At 65.4% G+C, this 18,540-nt stretch carries 13 protein-coding genes and 1 tRNA gene; 6 read left to right on the forward strand and 8 right to left on the reverse strand.

Features of this window, described 5'->3' with window-relative positions:
• The first annotated feature begins 1 nt into the window (after position 1).
• Both QZL87_RS02170 and QZL87_RS02175 read left to right on the forward strand, forming a co-directional pair.
• The gene (locus QZL87_RS02170) at positions 2–2,005 is read left to right on the forward strand and encodes a sugar-binding domain-containing protein (RefSeq protein ID WP_295323215.1); all 2,004 of its coding nucleotides are present in this window, start codon (positions 2–4) and stop codon (positions 2,003–2,005) included.
• 16 nt (positions 2,006–2,021) lie between these two features.
• A complete protein-coding gene (locus QZL87_RS02175) occupies positions 2,022–3,485 on the forward strand; it encodes a sulfatase-like hydrolase/transferase (protein ID WP_295323217.1) in 1,464 nt (487 codons plus the stop codon).
• Between the two features lie 80 nt (positions 3,486–3,565).
• Here QZL87_RS02175 and QZL87_RS02180 read toward each other — a convergent pair whose 3' ends face one another.
• Positions 3,566–6,391, reverse strand: a complete 2,826-nt coding sequence (locus tag QZL87_RS02180; protein ID WP_295323219.1) for a TonB-dependent receptor — start codon at positions 6,389–6,391, stop codon at positions 3,566–3,568.
• Positions 6,392–6,601: 210 nt separating this feature from the next.
• Between QZL87_RS02180 and QZL87_RS02185 the strand changes: the two genes are divergently transcribed.
• The gene (locus QZL87_RS02185; protein ID WP_295323221.1) at positions 6,602–8,317 is read left to right on the forward strand and encodes an arylsulfatase; all 1,716 of its coding nucleotides are present in this window, start codon (positions 6,602–6,604) and stop codon (positions 8,315–8,317) included.
• Positions 8,318–8,343: 26 nt separating this feature from the next.
• Here QZL87_RS02185 and QZL87_RS02190 read toward each other — a convergent pair whose 3' ends face one another.
• The 4 genes from QZL87_RS02190 to QZL87_RS02205 form a co-directional block, all read right to left on the reverse strand.
• On the reverse strand, positions 8,344–9,741 hold the full coding sequence (locus QZL87_RS02190; RefSeq protein ID WP_295323223.1) for a trehalose-6-phosphate synthase: 1,398 nt from the start codon (positions 9,739–9,741) through the stop codon (positions 8,344–8,346).
• Positions 9,738–11,519 (reverse strand): glycoside hydrolase family 15 protein, encoded by a 1,782-nt coding sequence (locus tag QZL87_RS02195; RefSeq protein ID WP_295323225.1) that lies wholly within the window; start codon positions 11,517–11,519, stop codon positions 9,738–9,740. The genes QZL87_RS02190 and QZL87_RS02195 overlap by 4 nt, the downstream gene beginning before the upstream one ends.
• On the reverse strand, positions 11,516–12,184 hold the full coding sequence (gene otsB, locus QZL87_RS02200) for a trehalose-phosphatase (protein WP_295323228.1): 669 nt from the start codon (positions 12,182–12,184) through the stop codon (positions 11,516–11,518). The genes QZL87_RS02195 and otsB overlap by 4 nt, the downstream gene beginning before the upstream one ends.
• Before the next feature lie 148 nt (positions 12,185–12,332).
• On the reverse strand, positions 12,333–14,093 hold the full coding sequence (locus tag QZL87_RS02205; RefSeq protein ID WP_295323230.1) for a chloride channel protein: 1,761 nt from the start codon (positions 14,091–14,093) through the stop codon (positions 12,333–12,335).
• A gap of 69 nt (positions 14,094–14,162) precedes the next feature.
• On the opposite strand from QZL87_RS02205, the gene QZL87_RS02210 reads away from it, so the two are divergent.
• Positions 14,163–14,567 carry a helix-turn-helix domain-containing protein gene (locus tag QZL87_RS02210; protein ID WP_295323233.1) on the forward strand — a complete coding sequence of 135 codons (405 nt, stop codon included), beginning with the start codon at positions 14,163–14,165 and terminating at the stop codon, positions 14,565–14,567.
• Positions 14,568–14,687: 120 nt separating this feature from the next.
• On the forward strand, positions 14,688–15,236 hold the full coding sequence (locus QZL87_RS02215) for a hypothetical protein (protein ID WP_295323235.1): 549 nt from the start codon (positions 14,688–14,690) through the stop codon (positions 15,234–15,236).
• A gap of 81 nt (positions 15,237–15,317) precedes the next feature.
• Here QZL87_RS02215 and QZL87_RS02220 read toward each other — a convergent pair.
• The 3 genes from QZL87_RS02220 to moaA form a co-directional block, all read right to left on the reverse strand.
• Positions 15,318–15,392 (reverse strand) — tRNA-Asn (locus QZL87_RS02220).
• Positions 15,393–15,474: 82 nt separating this feature from the next.
• On the reverse strand, positions 15,475–16,245 hold the full coding sequence (locus QZL87_RS02225) for an NAD kinase (RefSeq protein WP_295323237.1): 771 nt from the start codon (positions 16,243–16,245) through the stop codon (positions 15,475–15,477).
• A 24-nt stretch (positions 16,246–16,269) separates the two neighbouring features.
• On the reverse strand, positions 16,270–17,292 hold the full coding sequence (moaA, locus tag QZL87_RS02230) for a GTP 3',8-cyclase MoaA (protein ID WP_295323239.1): 1,023 nt from the start codon (positions 17,290–17,292) through the stop codon (positions 16,270–16,272).
• Positions 17,293–17,345: 53 nt separating this feature from the next.
• Here moaA and QZL87_RS02235 point away from each other — a divergent pair, with 53 nt between their 5' ends.
• Positions 17,346–18,539, forward strand: coding sequence for a GGDEF domain-containing phosphodiesterase (locus QZL87_RS02235; protein ID WP_295323242.1), 1,194 nt, complete (start codon positions 17,346–17,348; stop codon positions 18,537–18,539).
• Position 18,540 lies beyond the last annotated feature (1 nt).

The following is an 18,540-nucleotide window of genomic DNA, read 5'->3' on the forward strand; positions in this document are numbered from 1 at the left end:
GATGAAGCCTGTTTCGAAGCTGCTTGTCGTTGCCGTGCTGTTGGCGAGCAGCGCCAGTGCCGTCGCCTATGCGCAGACTGCCGCGCCGCCGCCCAAGAAGCCCGCCAATTCGACCATCAATACGGCGGGCTATACGGCGCCCGGCAGCACCGAGGGCGGGCCCGCCTATGTCGGGCCGATCATGACCGAGTGGGGTCGCAAGGTGACCGCCGAAAATGCGTGGCGCAGCTATCCGCGCCCGCAGATGGAACGCGATACCTGGATGAACCTCAACGGGCATTGGGATTATGCGATCCGCCCCGCGAACGAGCCGCAGCCGGCGGCGATGGACGGCAAGATCCTCGTCCCCTTCGCGGTTGAATCGCGGCTGTCGGGGGTCGCGCGCAAGCTGATGCCCGACGACCGGCTGTGGTATAAGCGCAGCTTCACGCTGCCCGCGAAATGGCCCGGCCAGCGCACCTTGCTCCACTTCGGCGCGGTCGATTTCGAATCGACCGTGCTCGTCAACGGCGTCGTCGTTGGCAGCCATAAGGGTGGGTCGGACCCGTTCAGCTTTGACGTCACCCGCTATCTGCGCCCGGGCGCGAACGAACTCGTCGTACAGGTCACCGACCCGACCTCGACCGGCGACCAGCCGCGCGGCAAGCAGACGCTCGAACCGCGGGGGATCTGGTACACGGCGGTCAGCGGCATCTGGCAGACGGTGTGGCTTGAGCCCGTCGCCGACCTTCATATCGCCGACCTGCGCGCGGTGCCCGACATCGACAAAGGCGAACTGACGGTCGACGTCGCGCTCAGCAACACCGCGACGCCCAGCGACGCCGTCCGCATCACCGCGCGCGACAAGGGCAAGGTGATCGCGAGCACGATCGTCCGCGGCAATCGGCAGGGGGTGCTCAAGATTCCGAATGCGCGGCTCTGGTCGCCCGACGACCCCTATCTCTATGACCTCACCGCCGAGCTGGTGAAGGTGACCCCGCCGCAGGGGGCGGGGAACGACCGCACCGGCCTGCCGCCGATGACCGGGCGCGAAGTCGCGGCCTATGCCGCGGCGACGGTCACCGGCGCGCCCAGCGACAGCGTCAAAAGCTATTTCGGGATGCGCAAGATTTCGACCGGCATCGATCCCAAGACGGGCAAGATGGCGCTGCTGCTCAACAACAAGCCGCTCTTTCACAATGGCACGCTCGATCAGGGTTGGTGGCCCGAAAGCCTGCTGACCCCGCCGTCGGAGGAGGCGGCGCGTAGCGACATCATCTTCCTCAAAAAAGCCGGGTTCAACATGCTGCGCAAGCATATCAAGGTCGAGCCCGCGCAATATTATCATGACGCCGACCGGCTCGGCATATTGATCTGGCAGGACATGCCCTCCGGCGCGTTCGGCGACCAGGCGGTGCGGCGCCCGAGCGACCGCGAGGCGACCTTCACCTCCGCGGGTATGGCGCAATATCAGGCCGAACTCGCGCGGATGATCGGCGCGCTCCGCGCCTTCCCTTCGATCGTGATGTGGGTGACCAATAACGAGGGCTGGGGTCAGTATGACGTCAAGACCGTCGGCAGCATCGCCAAGAATATGGACCCGAGCCGCCTCGTCAACAATGCGAGCGGCTGGTTCGACGTGCCGGGCAGCGGGTCGGACGTCTATGACATCCACACCTATGACGAAGTGCCCGTCGAACCCGCGCCGCAGGCCGACCGCCCGATCGTGACCGGCGAATTCGGCGGCGTCGGGCTGCCGATCCCGGGGCATCTGTGGTTCACCGACCGCGACGCGCGCATCTATCAGTTCGCGACCGACAAGGAAGATTACCGCCGCCGCTACAAGATCAAGTTCGACGAGATCATCCGTCAGGCGAAGGAACTGGGGCTCGCCGCATCGGTCTACACCGAAACGAGCGACGTCGAGGGCGAACTCAACGGCCTCCTCACCTATGACCGCGCGGTATCGAAGCTGCCGGTCGAGGATTTCGCCGAGATCGCAAAGCCGCTGTTCGAGGATAAATAAGGCAGGGGAAACGCCGATGGCACGACGCTCCGCGATGGCCCGCTGGGCCGCGACCACCATGCTCGCGGCGCTGATGGGCGTCGCGGCGCCCGTGACGACGGCGGCTCCCGCGGCCGACAGGTCCGCTCCGTCCGCAGCGGCGGACAAGCCTAATATCTTGTTCGTGCTCGTCGACGACATGGGCTTCGGCGACCTGTCGGTGATGGGCAACCGGAAGGTCCAGACGCCGAATCTCGACCGTCTCGCGCGCGAAGGCGTGTTGATGACGCAATTCTATGACGCGGCGCCGATCTGTTCCCCGTCGCGTGCGGGATTTCTGACCGGGCGCTTTCCGGCCGAGGTCGGCTTCGTCAACTATGTCAGCGACCGCGCCTATAATAGATCGGTCGGGCAGGCCGATTGGCTCGACCCCAAGCTGCCCAATATCGCGCGGCTGCTGAAGGGCGCCGGCTACAAGACCGCGCATATCGGCAAATGGCATCTCGGCGGCGGGCGCGACATCGGTGATGCGCCTTGGCCGACCGCCTATGGTTTCGACCATAGTTTCACGACCTTCGAGGGGCTCGGGCCGCGCGTGCTGGTGTCCGACGAAGAACGCTTTCTCGCCGAGCAATCGGACAAGCTCGGCGAAGGGCCGCGCTTCTGGGAATTGAAGACCAATCTCACTGGCCTCTACGCCGACATGACGGTCAACTTCGTCGCGCAGCATGCGGAAAGGCCGTGGTTCGTGAACCTCTGGCTCAACGACATGCACGATCCCTGGGCGCCCGACGACGAAAGCCTTTCGGATGTCATGGGCAAGGGCACGTCTTCCGACGACGACCGGATGCTCGCGTCGCTGGTCAAGATGGACAAGACGCTTGGGCGCCTGTTCGACCGGCTCGACCAGATGGGCGAGATGGACAATACGCTCGTCATCGTCACCAGCGACAATGGCCCGTCGTCGTCGCCGCGCTATTACAAGGACGGCCAAGTCGCGCCGGGCAGCACGGAAAATCTGCGCGGCCGCAAATGGAGCCTCTACGAAGGCGGCATCCGCCAGCCGTTGATCCTCTATTGGCGCGGCCGCGCCAAGGCCGGTTATCGCGATGAGCGGACGGTGGGGCAGGGCGTCGACCTCTTGCCGACGCTCGCCCGCATCGCCGGTGCGCGGACGCCTGCCGGGATCGACGGTATCGACCTGTCGCCGGTGATCGAGGGCCGCGCGATCGCTGAGCGGCCGGCCCTTTATTGGGCCTATGGCAAGGAAGGCGCGGCGAAAGAGCCGCCGCAACCGGCGCTCGAGCGCGATCAGGCGCCCCCCTTTGCGATCCGCGAAGGCGATTGGAAGCTGCTCGCCGAAGCGGGCGGGGACCGCGCCCAGCTCTTCGATCTGGCACGCGATCCGGGTGAGGCGAACGATGTCGCCGCGAGCGAACCCGCGATCCGCGACCGTCTGCTCGGCAAGCTCAAGGCGTGGATGGCGACGCTGCGCCGATAAGAAAACGGCCCCGTCGCATGGAGCGAGGGGCCGATTGAGAGGAGCGCGCGGCGGCGGGTCGCTGCCGCCGCGCGTCCGCTTTAGAATTTGACGCGCACGCCCACCGAATAGGTCGTTTCGTCATACGACATCTCGTTGTTGATATTCGTATATCCGGGATAGTCGTAATAGGTCGACGTGTTGTTCCCGAGGATGTTGGTGCCGCCGATGTCGACGCGGATAGCATCGGTGATGTCATAGCCGATGTTGAAATCGAGCCGTCCCGCGCCGCGGGCATAGGTGACGAGCGCCGGTACTTCGAGCGAAGCGATCGTTTCTTCGGTCATGGGCCGCAGCGTCGGTTGGCCGGTGGCGTCGAGCGACAGATATTTGGAGCGGTATGTGTAGACCAGGCGTGCGTTGATCCCGCTCTTCTCGTACAGCAGGCCGACGGTGTAGTTGTATTTCGACACGCCCTGAAGCGGATAACCGGCCAGCGGATCGTCGCCCCCGACCTTGGAATCGGCGAGCGTGAAGGCGCCCTGCACCCCGAGCCCCGACAATGCGCCCGGCAGGAAGTCGAAGAAATATTGGGTGCTGAGTTCGATGCCCTTTAGCGTCGCCTGGCCGACGTTGCGCGGGCGTGCCACCGAATAATCGACGCCGTCGATCATCTCGACCGCGCCGCTGGTGATGACGCGATCGGTGATGTCGCGGTAATAGCCCGCGATCGCGATATAGCCGCTGGGAAAATAATATTCGAAGGTCGCGTCGAGGCTCTCGGACTTCTGTGCCTTGAGGTCGGGATTGCCGGCATTGCCCGTGCTCTGAACCAGGGGGTTGTTGGACTGGTTGAGCGTGATCGCCGGGTTGAGCGCTTCGAAGTTCGGGCGGCGCAGCGACTTGGCATAGCCGAAGCGGATCTGGATGTTGTCGCCGATCCGGAAGCGCGCAGTCGCATTGGGCAGCCAGTCATGATCGACCGAGTCGGCGGTCAGCCGGTCATATTCGCCGCCCTCCGCCTCGACGAATGTGCCGATCGTGCGGCTCGTGCGGATATAGCGCACCCCGACGACCCCGTCCAAGGTGATGCTGTTCGACAGGTCGGTTTCATATTTGCCCTGCACATAGGCAGCGAGCGTATCCTCCTTCGCGTCGAATGCGCGTCCTGGATCATAGTCGGGCCGTCCCGCGGGCAATCCGAAATAGGCGCGGGCGGCGTCGAGCCCGTCTTCGGACAGGAGAAAGTCGGGGTTGGGAATATAGAAGCGCGAACCATTGTTGAGGTCGGGCGCGCGCGATCCGAGCACGAGGAAATCGTCGGGCAGTCCGGTGTCCGACACCAGCACCGCCCTGGCTTCGGAATCGGTGCCGATATTGCCGCCGGGGATGGCCTTGTTGAGGTTGACCGCCTGCTCCTCGGCGGAGCGGTGCGCGTAGCGGACGCCGACGGCGATGTTCGACAGGAAACCGTCGAGATCATAATCGACGTCGCCTTTCGCCTGGAACAATTTGCCGCGGTTCTCGGTGAAATTCTGGATCAGTGCGTTGCGAATATAAAGATTGTCGCGGCTGAGCAGGGCATCGCCGGGCACCGTATATTCGGCATGGCCGTCGTTATCCATGATCACGGTCAGGCTGGGCAGCCGCTGGCCGATGTCCGAGGTGATGTTCTGCAGCTCATATTTCGAGGTCTGGTAAGCGACGTCGAGCACCGCGTTCAGCCGGCCCTCTTCATATTTCAGCCCGCCGGCGAACTGTTTGTTGCGCTGGTTGAGGTCGCGCGCCTGCGTCGTTTGGTTCGACACGAGGTTGTCGAAGGTCATGCTCTCGGGCTGGCACAGCTCGACCGGATTGTTCCGTTGCGCCTCGGTCAGCGTCCACGATTTTTCGCCCTCGGCGTCGGTCTGGATGACCGGATTGTTGCCGTTCGAGCGGACATAGGTGTTGATGCAACTGGTGCCGGGCGTGACGTCGGTGATCGTCGTGCCGTTGGTGAAGGGCTGGATATTCGCGCCGTTGCGGCTGCCGCGGTCGCGGAAATAGGTGTAGAAGCCCTCGGCATAGACCTCAAGCGACGGCAAGGCCTGCCATTGCAGCGCGCCGTTGAGCTGATGCCGCTCGATAAAGCCTTGCTGGGGGAAATTCTGGAGGATGCCGGGGATGACATAGCCCGGCGTGTTGAACGGCGCGGTGTTGGTGCTGCGCCGCTGGAACAGCACCGTCGATGCGCGATAATAGTCGGACTTCGAATAGGTGCCGTTGATCAGCGCCCCGATCTCGCCGATGCCGGTGTCCCAGCGGTCAGTCGCGAGCAGGCTGAACTGCGGATTGATCTTGTCGACGCGGTCGCCGTAATTGGCGCGGCCGCCGAGGACGACGGTCGGATCCCTGAAATTGAACGGCCGATTGAGCTGGAGGTCGATGACCCCGGCAAGCCCGCCCTCGGTCAGCTCGGCGGTCTGCGACTTGAACACATTGACGCGCGACAGCGCCTCGGCGGGCATGTCCTGCAGGTCGAAGTTGCGGCCGATGGTCGAAAACACCTCGCGGCCGTTGACCGTCGTGAGCACGTCGGGAAGCCCGCGCACGCGCACGTCGCCGAGTTCGTTGTTGCGGTTTACCGACACCTGGACGCCGGGCACGCGCTGGAGCGCGGCGGCGGTGGTGGGGTCGGGAAGCTTGCCGATGTCCTGCGCGACGATCGCATCGACGACCTGCACTGACTCGCGCTTGATGTCGGCCGCGCGTTCGAGTGAGCGGCGGATACCGGTGACGACGATCGCATCTTCCGGCTCCTGTGCCGCGTCGGCGACCGCATCGGTCGAGGCGGCGTCGTTTGCGTTGGTGGATTGCCCCCACGCCGGGGCGCCTGCGACGAGCGCAAGTAGCGATACGGCGGCCGAAAAGCCCGTCTGCTTTTTCATCCTATGCTCTCCCAATGTCCTGCAGGCATTTTTGCCTTTTGACGCCGGCAAGATGGGAGGGTGGCTGAAGAATCGGGGCGCATCCGGCCGCAATCCCGACTTCACGCAGCTACCCGCATCTTCTTGTCGACGTTTCACCGTGGATGTTGACCAATGGCCGAATAAAGTCAATATATATATGATAAATAGGTGAATAGGGGAGACAGTCCGGTGAATATCAAACATGCCGTCCGCCTGTTGGCTCGTGCGAGCTGTGCCGCGGCCGCGCTGGCAGCAGCTATCCTCCCGTCGGCCGCCAGCGCCGCGGCCGCACCGGCGCGGCCGCAACCGACCCGTCCGAACATCGTGGTGATCCTGCTCGACGACGTCGGCTTTTCCGACATGGGCAGTTTCGGCGGCGAAATCCCGACGCCGAATATCGATGCGCTGACGAAAAACGGGCTCGCCTTCACGCAATTCTACAACAATGCGCGGTGCAGCCCGTCGCGCGCGTCGCTGCTCACCGGCACCTATCCGCACCAGGCGGGGCTGGGGCATCTCGAATCGGTTCAGGTGCCCGGGTCGAAAGGATTGCACAGCAAGCTTTCGGACCGCGTCGTCACCTTGGCTGAGGTGCTGAAATCGGCGGGCTATTTCACCGCCATGGCGGGCAAATGGCATCTCGGCATATCGCGCGGCGTCGGCCCGTGGCAGCGCGGCTTCGACCGGTCGCTCACCTCGCCTTCGGGCGAGCTTTATTATCGCGATCAGCCGCAGCCGCTCGCGCAATCGGTATATATCGACGGCGAGCGCGTGCCCGCCAGTTCGCCGCGCGTGGGGCAGGGCTATTGGTATTCGTCGGACATGTTCGTCGACTGGCAGACGAAATTCATCGGCGAGGCGCGCGAACGGCACAAACCCTTCTTCCTCTACATGCCCTTCGTCGGGGCGCATTTCCCGCTGATGGCGCCGCCCGAGGACGTCGCGAAGTTCAAGGGCCGGTACATGCGCGGCTGGGAAGTCGTGCGCCGCGAACGGTTCGAGCGGCAAAAGCAGCTCGGCATCATCGCCGCCGACGCCGAACTGCCCGCCGCGTTGCCGGGCAGTTACGACTGGAACAAGCTGTCGCCGGCGGAGAAGGACCGCTTCGACACGATGATGGCGGTCTATGCGGCGGTGGTCCATCGCGTCGACCGGGCGATCGGCACGCTCGTCGATCGCCTGCGGCAGTCGCGCGAACTCGACAATACGCTGATCCTGTTGATGAACGACAATGGCGGCACCGCCGAAAGCGGTCCCGACGGCCGTCTCAAGGGCGAAGGCCCGGCGGGCAGCGCGCAGTCGGTGGTCTGGACCGGAATGAACTGGGCGACGCTGCAGAACGCGCCCTTCCAATATTATAAGCACCACACTTATGAGGGCGGGATCGCGACCCCGCTGATCGCGCACTGGCCCCGCGGGATCGCGGCGAAGGTGCGCGGCACGCTCGTGCGCGAGCCGGGGCATCTGATCGACGTCATGCCGACGCTCGTCGAACTTGCCGGCGCCGCCTATCCCAAGAGGTTCAATGGACATGCGATCCTGCCGATGGAGGGGCGTTCGATGGTCCCCGCCTTCCGCGGCGAGGCGCTGACCCGCGACAAGCCCATCTTCTGGGAGCATGAGGGCAACCGTGCCGTCCGCGACGGCAAGTGGAAACTCGTCGCGGGCTTCGAGCAGCCCTGGCAGCTCTTCGACATGGCGGCTGACCGCACGGAAATGCACGACCTCGCCGCAAGCCAGCCCGATCGCGTGCGCAATATGGCGCAGCAATGGGAGGCGTGGGCGGCGCGCAGCTATGTCGACGCGTGGAGCGACGATTATGACCCGCACCTCAAGGGGCGTGAACGCCAGATCTGGGGCGGCGCGGAGGTACCGCAACTGCCCCATGCGCTAGTCGGAAAATAAGGGCATCTCTGGGACGCGCGCGCCTCTCACGTTTCCGGCAGAGTTGGATCCTGCGTGAGCGCCGACAGGAAATCGTCCGCCCAGCCGATGACATCGGCATCGCGAACGACGGCGTAGAGCTTTTCCCAACGCGCCTTGCGCTCCGCGAGCGGCATCTGCATCGCGGTCCAGATCGCGCGCGCGACCTCGCCGCCATCGTGCGGATTGACCAGCAACGCGTCGGTGAGTTGTTCGGCCGCGCCCGCGAAGCGGGAGAGGATGAGCACGCCCGGGTCTTCGGGGTCCTGCGCGGCGACATATTCCTTGGCGACGAGGTTCATCCCGTCGCGGAGCGGGGTAACGAGGCCGATTTTCGCGGCGCGATAGAAACCGAACAGTTCGGCGCGCCCGAAACCCCGGTTGACATAGCGGATCGGGACGAGGTCGACGTCCGAATGCGCGCCGTTAAACTGGCCGGTTTTCTGTTCGAGCGTCGCGCGGATCTGCTGGTATGATCGGACATCCTCGCGCGAGGGCGGGGCGATCTGGACGAACAGCAGCTCGTTGACCATGTCGTCGTGGCTGGAGAAGAGTCGTTCGAGCGCGTCGATCCGTTCGGGAAGCCCCTTGCTGTAATCGAGCCGGTCGACTCCGATCGCGATTATGCGCTTGCGCGCGCTGCCTGCGAGCCGCTGCTGCGACCGCCGGGCGATCTCGGTCTCGCCGAGCGCCATGAATTCGGCATGGTCGATGCCGATGGGAAAGGCGCGGGCGATGGTGCTGCGGTCGCCGATACGGACGGTGCCGCTGTCTTCATCGACCTCCGCCCCATGTTCCTTGCGGCAATAATGCAGGAAGCTTTCGAGCCATTCGACCGACTGAAAGCCGATGACGTCATAGCGGAGCATCGCGGCGACGAGCCGCTCGTGATGCGGGAGCGAGACGAGCAGGCGGGTCGGCGGCCAGGGGATATGCAGGAACAGGCCGATGCGGTTCGTCACCCCCTGCGCGCGCAGCCGTTCGCCGAGCGGCAGGAAATGATAATCCTGCACCCAGACGACATCCTCCTCCTCGATCAGCGGATAAAGGCTGTTCGCGAACTGTTCGTTGACGCGTTCATAGCCGCGGCCGAACTCATTCTCATATTCGGCGAGATCGATCCGATAGTGAAAGAGCGGCCACAACGTGCGGTTGGCGTAGCCGTTGTAATATTCGTCGACGTCGTGGGGTTCGAGATCGATCGTCGCGGTGGTGAAGCCATCGACGCGTTCCATCGTGAGCTGGCCCGTGAATTGTTCGACCTCGTTTCCCGACCAGCCGAACCAGATGCCGCCGCGCTTGCGCAGCGCCGCGCTCATCGCGACCGCAAGGCCACCTTGCGCGCCTGCGGCGCCGCGCCCCTTCGCGACCGACACGCGGTTCGAAACGACGATCAGCCGGCTCATCGCACCGTGTCCCAGCCGCGCGACAGCAGGCCGGCGCAATGGATGATGCCGACGAGCGAATAGGTCTGCGGGAAATTGCCCCACAGTTCGCCATTCTCGAAATCGAGATCTTCGGAGAGCAGGCCCGACGGCGTCCGGTGCGCGAGCATCTTTTCGAACAGCTCGCGCGCCTCGTCGCTCCGGCCGCACAGGTGCAGCGCCTCGATCAGCCAGAAAGTGCAGAAGTTGAAGGCGGTCTCGGGCAGGCCGAAATCATCCTCGCTATCGTACCGCAGCATATGCTCGCCGCGGCGCAGCGCCTTTTCGATCGCTGCGAATGTCGCTTGGAAACGCGGATCGTCGGCGCGGATATAGCGCAGCTCGACCATCTGGAGCAGGCTGGCGTCGAGGTGGGCGTGGCCGAAGGCGGCGCCATAATGGCCCGCCGCCTCGTCCCACGCCTCGCGCTCGATCGTATCGCGGATCTTCGCCGCGCGGCCGTTCCACCAGGCTTCGCGGTCGGGCTTGCCGATGCGCGCCGCGACATTGCCGAGCCGGTCGCACGCCGCCCAGCTCATCACCGCCGAATAGGTATGGACGAGCTGCCGAGTGCGAAATTCCCACAGGCCCGCGTCGGGCTGATCGTGCATCGCCCACGCGACCTCGCCGACGCTTTCGAGGCTTTCGAAATCGCGCTCGTCGGCCATGCGAAAGAGCCGCTGATCGAAAAAGCCCTGCACCGTCGGCAGCACGATCTGGCCGTAGGCATCGTGCTGGACCTGCTGATAGGCGGCGTTGCCGATGCGCACTGGCCCCATGCCGCGATAACCGGCGAGATGTTCGGCGACGCCCTCGTCGAGTTCGGCGACGCCCATCACCGAATAGAGCGGTTGGATCTGCCCGCCCGCGGCGCGATCGACGATGTTGCGCAGATAGGCGAGATATTTTTCGAGCACGTCGAGCGCGCCGAGCCGGTTGAGCGCCTGCACCGTGTAATAGGCGTCGCGAATCCAGCAATAGCGATAATCCCAGTTGCGCTCGCTGTGCGGCGCCTCGGGGATAGAGGTGGTCAGCGCGGCGACGATCGCGCCGGTTTCCTCATGCTGGCAGAGCTTGAGCGTGATCGCGGCGCGGATCACCGCGTCCTGCCAGTCCATCGGCGTCGCGAGCCCGCGTACCCAGCTGCGCCAATATTGGCCCGTCGCTTCCTCCATCCCGCGCAGCGATTCGCGGACGTTGCCGGTAAAGGGCTCGTCGGGGCCGAGGAAGAAATGGAGGTCGGATTCGACGCGGAAAGCGAGCTCCTGCATGAGATAGCCGACCGGCGCGTCGGTGGTGAGGCGGAGCGGCTGGTTGCCGATCAGGTAGCGGATATGGTTGGTGCCGCGCGTCGTCGGCGCGCGCTCGGCGCCATGGTCGCGCATCGGCGACAGGTTCATGCGGATACGCGGGCTGCCGGCCACGGGACGGACGATGCGCGCATAGGCGACGGGCCGGTACATGCGTCCCGAGCGTTCGGCGCGCGGGCAGAAGTCGATTATGTCGACCGCGCTGCCGTCGGCGGCTTCGAGGCGGGTGACGAGGATCGGCGTATTGCGGCTGTATCGCGGGACGGCGCGCACCTGTCCTTCGAGCGCGAAGCGCCATATGCCCTCGTCCTGCCGCTCGCCGTTCATCAGCGCGCAGAAGACGGGGTCGCCATCGACACGCGGGACGCATCCCCATACGAGCCCCGCCGCGCCATCGACGAGCGCGCTGACCTGGCAATTGCCGATCGGCCAGAGGGACAGGTCGCTCACAGGCCCAGCCAATGATAGACCTCCCGCGTGTTTTGCAGCCGGTAATGGGCGGCGGTCGGACGCGGCGCGCCGACGAGAATGCCGTGCCCGCCCGCGGCGGCGGCGGCGGCGAAACCGTCTTCGTCGGTGATGTCGTCGCCGATGAAGACGGGCTTGGCGCCGGCGAAGGGCGGACGGCGCATCAGCCGCGCCACGGCCCGTCCCTTGTTGGCTTGGACCGGTCCCAGTTCGACAACCATCTTGCCCCGCCGCACGGCCAGGCCTTCGCGCTCGGCAATGTCATCCATGAGGGTAAAGACGGCTTTCTCGGCATCTGGTTCCTGCCGGTAATGAATTGCGACGCCGTGCGGCTTGGTCTCGACGAGAAGGCCGGGCCACTCGCCCACGAGCGCCGCGATCGCCGCCGACGCCGCGCGCGCGAGCGGAGCGGCGGGACCGGCGGCGTCGCCATCTTCGGCGCCGTGCGACCCCACGACCCTGATCGATCCATGCGCCAGATGGCTGCCTATATCCGAAAGCGACCGCCCGGTGATCAGCGCGAGGCGGCCATCCATCCGCCCCGCGAGACGCTCGAGGCGCCGCACCAGATCGTCGGGAACCAGGATCGCGTCCGGCGTTTCCGCGATTTCAACGAGCGTGCCGTCGAAATCCAGAAAGAGCGCCACCGGTTGCCGCGCCGCCCATTCCGTGAGCGGTGGCGGAAGAGGGAGATTGTCCCTTTTGTGCATCGCAGCAAGGCTAGAGGTGCAGAACACGAGGGTCAACCACTGACCGGCCGGATGGCTCCTGCCGATCCACGCAAAGAAGCGATGCCTATCGGCCGAATCTGGTTCGCCGCGTCTCTGAACTCCGCTGCGCCCTTCGCGCCTTGAGCAAGTCCTGCCGCGAGAGGATGCCGACGACCTTGTGCGTGTCCCGATCGACGATAGGCACCCGGGCGACACCCGTCTCGACAATGAGGTCCGCAATGACGCCGCACGGGGTTTCGGGATATGCGGTGGTCTGCGACGCGTCCGAAAGCGTTTCGGCGAGCGAAATATTCTCGTCGAACGCGCCCGCTTTCCATCGAAGGGCGTCCGATCGCGATGCGAGCCCGACCAGACGCCCTTCGGCATCCACGACCGGATAGCTGCGATGGGTCGCCTCTTCGGTAAAGAAGCGCAACGCGGCTTGGACCGTCATGTCCGCCGGCAGGGTTGCGGGGTCGGGGGTCATAAGCTGGCCCGCCTGCTGCAAATCGAGCGGGTCGACGGTATATTCCTGCAGGATGTGCCGTCCGCGCCGGGCGATTTTTTCGGTGAGGATGGAGCGCCTCATGCAAAGCACGCTGATCGCATAGGCGAATCCCGACGCTGCGATCACTGCTGGAAGCGCGTCGAAACGGCCCGTCAGTTCGGCGGCGAATATGGCGCCGGTGAGCGGCGCGCGCATGGCGCCGCTCATGATTCCCGCCATGCCTATCATGGCCCAGAAACCCGTCGAGCCCGGCAGCCACAGGCCGGCGATGCAACCCGCCGCTCCGCCGAGAATCAGGAGCGGGGCGAGCACGCCGCCCGATGTCCCGGAGCCCAGGGCGACAAGCCAGACGACCGCTTTGACCGCCAGCAGGACGATTGCCGCGCGCAAGGCCATCGAGCCGTCGACCAGCGTCTGGATATTGGAATAGCCGGCACCCAGGACACGCGCATCGATCAATCCGCCCACGCCGACGACGACCGCGCCGATCGCCGGCCACCACATCCAGTGGACGGGAAGGCGGTGGAACAGGTCTTCGATCCGGTAGAGAAGGCTGGAGAGGAGCGCCGCGAGCAATCCGACGGCCACGCCGATCCCGGCGGCCGCGGCGATAATCCAGCCGGTGGCCGGAAGCGGCCAGATGGCGGGAAACATCGGCCCCTGATCGATCAACTCGGGTCTCCACACCGCGGCCACGAGCACGCTGATCACGACGGGCACAAAGCTTCTCGGCTTCCACTCGAACAGGAGAACTTCGACCGCCAGCAGGATCGCGGCCATTGGGGTCCCGAATATCGCGACCATGCCGGCCGCCGCGCCCGCGACCAGCAACGTCTTTCGTTCCGCGGCGCTCAGGTGAAAACATTGGGCAAAGAGCGATCCGATCGCGCCGCCGGTCATGATGACGGGGCCTTCGGCGCCGAACGGCCCGCCGCTTCCGATCGAAATGGCCGCCGAGATCGGTTTGAGAATCGCAACTTTCAGCGACAGCCTGCTTTCGCCGAACAGGATCGTCTCGATCGCTTCGGGAATGCCGTGACCCCTGATCTTCTCCGAGCCGAAGCGCGCCATCGCGCCGATGATCAGGCCGCCGATCACCGGAATCGCCACCATGGCAAGGCCCACGGTGGCATCGGTGATTTCGGCTTCTTGCGCCGAAAGACGGCCGAACCAGAAGAGGTTGGTGGCGATCGCGATCGATTTGAGCAGCAGCCATGCGCCGAATGCGCCGCCGGTCCCGATGACCGGCGCCATGCAGGCCAGCAATATCATTCGGCGATCGACGCTGTGGTCAGCCAGTTGATGGCCGGGGATCGCCCGTGCAGAAAGAAGGCTCACACCGTGCCTCATGAAATTGGGGAGCGGCCAATTATATCGTGACACGATATAATTCAACCCGAGGATTGCATGGCTTCTGATTTGACCGATACCGACTATGCCGCGCTCGCGGAATTTCGTTTCGCGCTGCGGCGCTTTCAGATGTTCAGCGAAGCCAAGGCGGGGGAAGCAGGGCTGACGCCGCAACAGCATCAGGCACTGCTCGCGATCCGGGCGGCGGACCCCGACAGTGCGACGGTCGGATATGTGGCGCAGCGCCTGCTCGTGAAGCCGCACACCGCCTCCGGACTGATCGACCGGCTCGAAGCGATCGGCCTCGTCCGGCGCGAGCCCGCACCATTGGATCGGCGGCGTGCGCTGCTGCGGCTCACGCCCCGGGCGACCGAAATATTGTCGGGCCTCTCCTCGGCGCATCGGGAAGAGATACGCCGGCTCCAGCCCCTGCTTGTCGAGCATCTGACCCGCTTGACATAAACGCCGCGGCACCTTGGCCCGGTCGGCTCGCCGCGTCCGCGGCACGGCCGGACAACATGCTGTTTGGCGCGGGGCCGCACGATACGGCACGGGGACATCGCTGTTCGAGAGGAGCGTCCCATGTCCAAATTTTTCGGCCTTCTTGCCGCGTTATGCTTCGTCGGCACGGTGATGTCCGCCATCCCTCCCGCTCAGGCGCAAGAGGCGGCGCGATCCGCTGCGCTGACGCCCGGCACCAAAGTCTATGATCAGAATGGCGAAGAGATCGGCCGGATCGTCAAGGTGGAGGGCGACAGGGTGGCGGTCGCGGTCAATGGCAGCGGGCTGGTGGTATCGAAGGGCGCCTTTCTGATGACCGGAAAGGGGCCGGCGCTGAAAGCGCCGAAAGCGAAAATCTTCGCGGTGCTGAAGGAGGCGGAGGCCGATGCGGCAGCGGTCGACGAAGCGTTGAAGCCGGGAGCCGAAGTGCGCAGCGCCGATGGCGCGGCGGTGCTCGGCAAGGTCAAGGCGATGGCGCCGCAAGGCGCGGTGCTGATCACCCGCGAAGGCAATATCACCATGCCGCGCGCGGCGTTTTTCCTGTCGGACAAGGGATTGGCGGTAAAGGTTACCAAGGAGCAGTTCGTCGCGGGCGTCCGGGCGGCGCGCGCGCAAAAAAAAGGCAGCTGAGCAAGACAGGTATAATCGCCCCGGGAAACCCCGGAAAAGTAAGGGTTTCGGAGCCCTATGAAAGCTTGTGAAACAAGAAAGTGGCTCCCCGGGTAGGATTCGAACCTACGACCGATCGATTAACAGTCGATTGCTCTACCGCTGAGCTACCGAGGAACACGCCGCCGATGCGGGCAAGGCGGTCCCTTTGCCGCCAACCGATATAATTATCAAGAGGCTTTCGGCGGCTTTGTCACTCTCAGACGACAAATTGTTCCATCGCGATGCGTTCGTCGAGGCCCTGGTCGGGATCGAACAGCAAAGTCAGCGGCCGGCTGCGGTCGGTGGTCACCAATACCGTCTTCACGTCGCGAATTTCGCGCTGGTCGGCGACCGCGCTGACCGGGCGTTTCGCGGCCTCGCGGACGTTGAAGCGGATGCTCGTCGATTCGGGGACGAGCGCGCCGCGCCAGCGCCGCGGGCGGAAAGGGCTGATCGGCGTGATCGCGAGCATCGCCGAATCGAGCGGCAGAATCGGGCCGTTGGCGCTGAGGTTGTAGGCGGTCGATCCGGCGGGGGTCGAGACGAGCACGCCGTCGCACGCCAACTCCTCGAGCATCGTCCTCTCGTTGATCATCACCTCGAGCTTCGCCGCCTGGCGCGTTTCGCGGAGCAGCGAGATTTCGTTGATCGCGGGCAAAATGTGCCGCTCGCCGCTGATCGTCGTGATGTCGCCCGACAGCGGATGGATCAGATAGGGACGTGCCGCCGCGATGCGGTCGAGCAGCCCCTCGACGCGAAACTCGTTCATCAGAAAGCCGATCGTGCCGCGGTTCATCCCGAAGACGGGGAGGCTGCGGCGCTGGTCGAGCAACTGGTGCAGCATGTGCAGCAGGAACCCGTCGCCGCCGAGCGCGATCAAAAGGTCGGCCTCGGCCAGCTCGACGAAATCGTAGAGCGGGCGCAGGTCGGCCTCCGCTTCCATGGCCGCGGGCGCGTTCGACGCGACGAGTGCGATCTTGCGTTGCATCCTGGTCCCCTCGCGGACGGCCTGTCAGCCGCCCGTTGCACTCATATGACGCGCGACCGCCGGTTTGGACTTTCGTTCGATATGAAAGTCATGCGCGCGGGGTTTGCCAGCCAAAGCGCGATCGATCAAGCCGTCGACATCGCCGCCGTCGCGGAGCGCAGCGCGCAGATCGACATGATCGTCCTGGCCGAGGCACATATAGATGCGGCCCTCGACGGTCAGGCGGATGCGGTTGCACGTCGCGCAGAAATTGTCGCTGAGCGGCGTGATCAGGCCGAGCGTCACCGGGCTGTCCTCGACCGCGAAATAGCGCGCGGGGCCGCCGGTGCGTTTGTCGACCGGATAGATGGCGCGCACCTCGCGCAGCGGCGCGACGAAATGGTGGAGCGGGATGTAGTGATCGCTGCGGTCGCTCTCGATCTCACCGAGCGGCATCGTCTCGATCAGCGTGAGGTCGCAGCCCGCCGCCGCGCAATAGTCGAGCATCGGGAGCAGCTGATCCTCGTTGAGCCCGGCGAGCGCGACCATGTTGATCTTGACCGCGAGCCCCGCGCTGCGCGCCGCGTCGATCCCGCGCAGCGCGACATCGAGATCGCCGACGCGCGTGATGTGCCGGAACGCCGCCGGATCGAGCGTGTCGAGGCTGACGTTGATCCGGCGGACGCCCGCCGCCGCAAGCATCGGCGCATGTTCGGCGAGCCGCATCGCGTTGGTGGTCAGCGTCAGTTCGTCGAGCCCGTGGCCGATCAGCGCGCCGAGGCGCGTCGCGAGCGTGTCGATCCCGCGCCGCACGAGCGGCTCGCCGCCGGTGAGGCGGATGCGGCGGACGCCGCGCGCGACGAAGCGGGCTGCGAGCTCGGCCATTTCCTCGATGCTGAGCACCGCCGACTTGGGCAGGAAGGCCATGTCTTCGGCCATGCAGTAACGGCAACGCAAGTCGCAGCGATCGGTCACCGACAGGCGCAAGTAGCTGATCCGCCGGCCAAGTCCGTCGATCAGGGGCGCCGGCGACGCGGCGTAGTGAGATAATGGGACAGCCACGGACATATTGTGGTGCAAAAGGCACGAACTTGGCAAGGAAAGCCTGTTAGGAAGGCGCAATGAATCGCCTGTCCGAATCCCTGTTCACCTGCGCCCGCAAACTCGAAGCCATGCACGCCCGGTACGACGCCGACGTCGGCGTCATTCTGGTTCAGGTCGACCAGATGGCGCGCATCAACAACAGCGCCGGGACGGCGACGGGCGATTCGGTGCTCGACGAGATCGGGCGGCGGCTCGAAAATTTCGCGAGCGACGAATTCGGTCAGGGATCGTGCGTCGACCGGCTCGACGGGCCGCGCTTCCTGATCGTGCCCGCGACGCCGCTGTCGCTCGGCGCGCTTCGCGCGCAGGAACGCGCGCTGCACGTCGCGCTCGCCGAGCCGATCGTCGGCGATCCGCACGGCCGCCTGTCGATCCGCATCGCCGCGGCGCTGATCACGCAGGGTGAATCGGTCGCCGAGCAGCTGCGCGCCGCGGGCGACCAACTCGCGCGGCCGGCGTCGGCGCGCGACGGCGTGATGGTCCGCGCCGCGCTCGCGCGCAACGAGGTCGTGATCCATTATCAGCCGCAATATGACGTCGCGACCGGCGAGATGACCGGGGTCGAGGCGCTGCTGCGCTGGCAGCATCCCGAGCTCGGGCTGCTCGGCGCCGGGCCGCTGGTGACCGCGGCGCGCGCCGCGCGGCTCGAATGCGAGCTCACCGAACATGCGCACCGCGTCGCGCTCGCCGAAATGGCGACATGGCCGCGGGCGCTTGCCAAGCTGCGCGTTTCGCTCAACATCACCGCCGCCGATCTCGGCGACCCCGAATTCGCCGGGCGCTTCGCGGCAATGGCGAAAGCGGCGAAGGTCGACCCCGACCGGCTGACGCTCGAACTCACCGAACAGGCGATGCTGAGCGACCCGGCGAGCGCCGCCGACCAGCTCGCGCAGATCCGCGCGCTCGGCGTCGCGGTCGCGATCGACGATTTCGGCACCGGCTATTCCAGCCTGTCGCTGCTCGCGCGGTTGCCGATCGACTATCTCAAGATCGACAGCGGTTTCACCCGCACGATCGACGGCAGCGACCGCGACCGCATCGTTGTGCGCGCGATCGTCGACCTGGCGCGCGCGCTCGGGCTGCTCGTGGTGGCCGAGGGGATCGAGAATGAGCGGCAATTGGCGCGCTTGTCGGAGCTCGGCGTCGCGACCTGGCAGGGGTTTCTCAAGTCGGGGCCGGTTCCGGCCGGCGATCTGGCGGCGCTGCTGTAGG

Source organism: uncultured Sphingopyxis sp., assembly GCF_900078365.1.
GTDB lineage: Bacteria > Pseudomonadota > Alphaproteobacteria > Sphingomonadales > Sphingomonadaceae > Sphingopyxis.

Excerpts from the sequence above, each read along its gene's own strand:
- QZL87_RS02180 (WP_295323219.1), bottom strand. The coding sequence starts at position 6,391 with ATGAAAAAGCAGACGGGCTTTTCGGCCGCCGTATCGCTACTTGCGCTC.
- moaA (WP_295323239.1), bottom strand. The coding sequence starts at position 17,292 with ATGTCCGTGGCTGTCCCATTATCTCACTACGCCGCGTCGCCGGCGCCC.
- QZL87_RS02170 (WP_295323215.1), top strand. The coding sequence starts at position 2 with ATGAAGCCTGTTTCGAAGCTGCTTGTCGTTGCCGTGCTGTTGGCGAGC.
- QZL87_RS02215 (WP_295323235.1), top strand. The coding sequence starts at position 14,688 with ATGTCCAAATTTTTCGGCCTTCTTGCCGCGTTATGCTTCGTCGGCACG.
- QZL87_RS02175 (WP_295323217.1), top strand. The coding sequence starts at position 2,022 with ATGGCACGACGCTCCGCGATGGCCCGCTGGGCCGCGACCACCATGCTC.
- QZL87_RS02210 (WP_295323233.1), top strand. The coding sequence starts at position 14,163 with ATGGCTTCTGATTTGACCGATACCGACTATGCCGCGCTCGCGGAATTT.
- QZL87_RS02190 (WP_295323223.1), bottom strand. The coding sequence starts at position 9,741 with ATGAGCCGGCTGATCGTCGTTTCGAACCGCGTGTCGGTCGCGAAGGGG.
- QZL87_RS02225 (WP_295323237.1), bottom strand. The coding sequence starts at position 16,245 with ATGCAACGCAAGATCGCACTCGTCGCGTCGAACGCGCCCGCGGCCATG.
- QZL87_RS02235 (WP_295323242.1), top strand. The coding sequence starts at position 17,346 with ATGAATCGCCTGTCCGAATCCCTGTTCACCTGCGCCCGCAAACTCGAA.